At 63.2% G+C, this 2,206-nt stretch carries 3 protein-coding genes and 1 pseudogene; 3 read left to right on the top strand and 1 reads right to left on the bottom strand.

The genetic code is table 11. The annotated features are described in order from the left end of the window. Window positions 1-626 (top strand): FAD-binding oxidoreductase (locus EN991_RS33270; RefSeq protein ID WP_164769559.1); only part of this gene is annotated, 626 nt, incomplete at its 5' end. A gap of 76 nt (window positions 627-702) precedes the next feature. On the opposite strand, the gene EN991_RS33265 is transcribed toward EN991_RS33270, so the two are convergent. After that, complete coding sequence (locus EN991_RS33265) at window positions 703-1,128, bottom strand: GNAT family N-acetyltransferase (protein WP_127370323.1); 426 nt, start codon at window positions 1,126-1,128, stop codon at window positions 703-705. Window positions 1,129-1,256: 128 nt separating this feature from the next. On the opposite strand from EN991_RS33265, the gene leuD reads away from it, so the two are divergent. Continuing rightward, window positions 1,257-1,862, top strand: a complete 606-nt coding sequence (leuD, locus tag EN991_RS33260; RefSeq protein WP_013528787.1) for a 3-isopropylmalate dehydratase small subunit — start codon at window positions 1,257-1,259, stop codon at window positions 1,860-1,862. Between the two features lie 69 nt (window positions 1,863-1,931). Beyond that, window positions 1,932-2,206: pseudogene (locus EN991_RS33255) on the top strand (hypothetical protein); the annotation flags it as partial.

Here is a 2,206-nt window from a genome sequence, read left to right as displayed (position 1 = left end):
ATGGCAACCGCGTCACGGGAGTGAGCCTGGGCAATGGCGAGACGCTGGAGGCTGGCATCGTCGTCAACGCCGCCGGCCCTAACGCCGGCAAGGTGGCTGCCATGGCCGGGCTCGAGCTGCCGGTCGAGCCGCGCAAGCGCAATGTCTTCGTCTTCGAGGCGCGCGAGAAATATGCCGACATGCCGCTGCTGGTCGATCCCTCCGGCATCTATGTCCGTCCGGAAGGCTCGGTCTACCTCACCGGCGGCGCCGAACCGGAGGAAGGCGACTGCGCACCCGATCCCGGCGACTTCGAGGTAAACTGGCCACTGTTCGAAGAGGTGATCTGGCCGGTGCTGGCGACCCGTATTCCCGCCTTCGAGGCGATCAAGCCGACCCGTGCCTGGGCCGGCCACTACGACTACAACACGCTCGACCAGAACGCGGTGATCGGTCCGCATCCCGACGTCGGCAATTTCCTGTTCGCCAACGGCTTTTCCGGCCACGGCCTGCAGCAGGCGCCAGCAGTGGGCAAAGCGCTGGCCGAACTAATCGTGCATGGCGGTTATCGCACGGTGGATTGCTCGGCGTTCGGGTATGAGCGGGTGGCGGAGGGAAGGGCGTTCCGGGAATTGAATGTGATTTGAGCGGGCAAAGGGAAGGTCCTTTTTGACGCTGGCGCGAAGGATCGCTACGGTTGCGGAAGAGTATTTCGAGCGAGCCTCAGCCCTTGCGGTCGAACCAGAAGGCGTCGGCCATGCGCTTCATGCCGATACGTTCGTAGAAGCCTACGGCATCGGGCATGGAGATCAGGCTGATGGCGACCGATGGTCCAAGCTGCCGGCGCGCCTCGTCCATCAGGCCCTTGCCGATGCCGAGCCCCTGTGCCGATCGGGAAACGGCGAGTTCGGAGATGTAGCAGACCCAGGAGAAGTCGGTGATCGCCCTGATGACGCCGATCAGCGGCTTGCCCTGAATATCAAGGCGCGCGGTCAGCACCAGATTGGCGCCCGACAGCATCGCCCGCAGCCGCGCTTCATCATCGATCGGCCGTGTCTCGCCGAGGCCGGATTCGACCAGCACGCGACGGAATTCGGCGATGTCGAGCGCGGGTTCTCTGTTATAGAGGACGTGTGCGTTTTCTGCCATGGCCGCCAGATTGCACCATCGGGCTGGCTTGTGCCACCATGCACGAACAGTTGCCTTTTATTTGCCGCCGGCTTTGTGTAAACCGGGCCTCAGCAAATTCCCCCGCAACGAAAACACGGGCAAAAGCCATGGAAAAATTCACCAAGCTCACCGGCGTCGCCGCTCCGATGCCGATCGTCAATGTCGACACCGACATGATCATCCCCAAGGATTACCTCAAGACGATCAAGCGCACCGGGCTCGGCACCGGCCTGTTCGCCGAAATGCGCTACAAGGACGACGGTTCGGAAAACCCGGATTTCGTGCTCAACAAGCCGGCCTACCGCAAGGCGCAGATCCTGGTCGCCGGCGACAATTTCGGCTGCGGTTCCAGCCGCGAGCACGCACCATGGGCGCTGCTCGACTTCGGTATTCGCTGCGTCATCTCGACCTCGTTCGCCGACATTTTCTACAACAACTGCTTCAAGAACGGCATCCTGCCGATCACCGTCAGCCCCGAGGATCTCGAGAAGCTGATGGACGACGCCTCGCGCGGCTCCAATGCCACGGTGTCGGTCGACCTCGAAGCCAAGGAAATCCGTGGGCCGGATGGCGGCGTGGTCAAATTCGACCTCGACGACTTCAAGCGGCACTGCCTGCTCAACGGGCTCGACGATATCGGCCTGACCATGGAGAAAGCCGGCGCCATCGCTTCGTTCGAGAAGCGGAACGCCGAACAGCGCCCCTGGGCCTGAGCGGCGCGCTCCGGACGGATGGATCTGGCCTTTCGGGCCGGTTCGCGGCGACTGAGTGGAGGGACAGTCATGACACGTTCGCTTCTTGCCGGCCTTTGCGGGCTGGCCTTGTTGCTGGGGCAAATCGCCAGCGCGTCTGCGCAGACCCAGACGCCCGCCACACAGCCGGCCCCGGCGACGGAGCAGCCGTCCGCCGATCAGGGGACGAACGCCGCCGATGCTTCCGATGACGACAAGCAAGCTCCCGTCCCGTTCGAAGGCGGCACGCTGACCATCACCCAGAAGGAACAGTACGGCGAGAAGGTGCTCGCCTATGACGGTCAGCAGCTGGCCAGCAATTACGA

It is taken from the genome of Mesorhizobium sp. M7A.F.Ca.US.005.03.2.1 (assembly GCF_003997795.1).
Lineage (GTDB): Bacteria > Pseudomonadota > Alphaproteobacteria > Rhizobiales > Rhizobiaceae > Mesorhizobium > Mesorhizobium ciceri.
This window is presented reverse-complemented; position numbering and strand designations above follow the sequence as displayed.

Excerpts from the sequence above, each read along its gene's own strand:
- leuD (WP_013528787.1), top strand. The coding sequence starts at position 1,257 with ATGGAAAAATTCACCAAGCTCACCGGCGTCGCCGCTCCGATGCCGATC.
- EN991_RS33265 (WP_127370323.1), bottom strand. The coding sequence starts at position 1,128 with ATGGCAGAAAACGCACACGTCCTCTATAACAGAGAACCCGCGCTCGAC.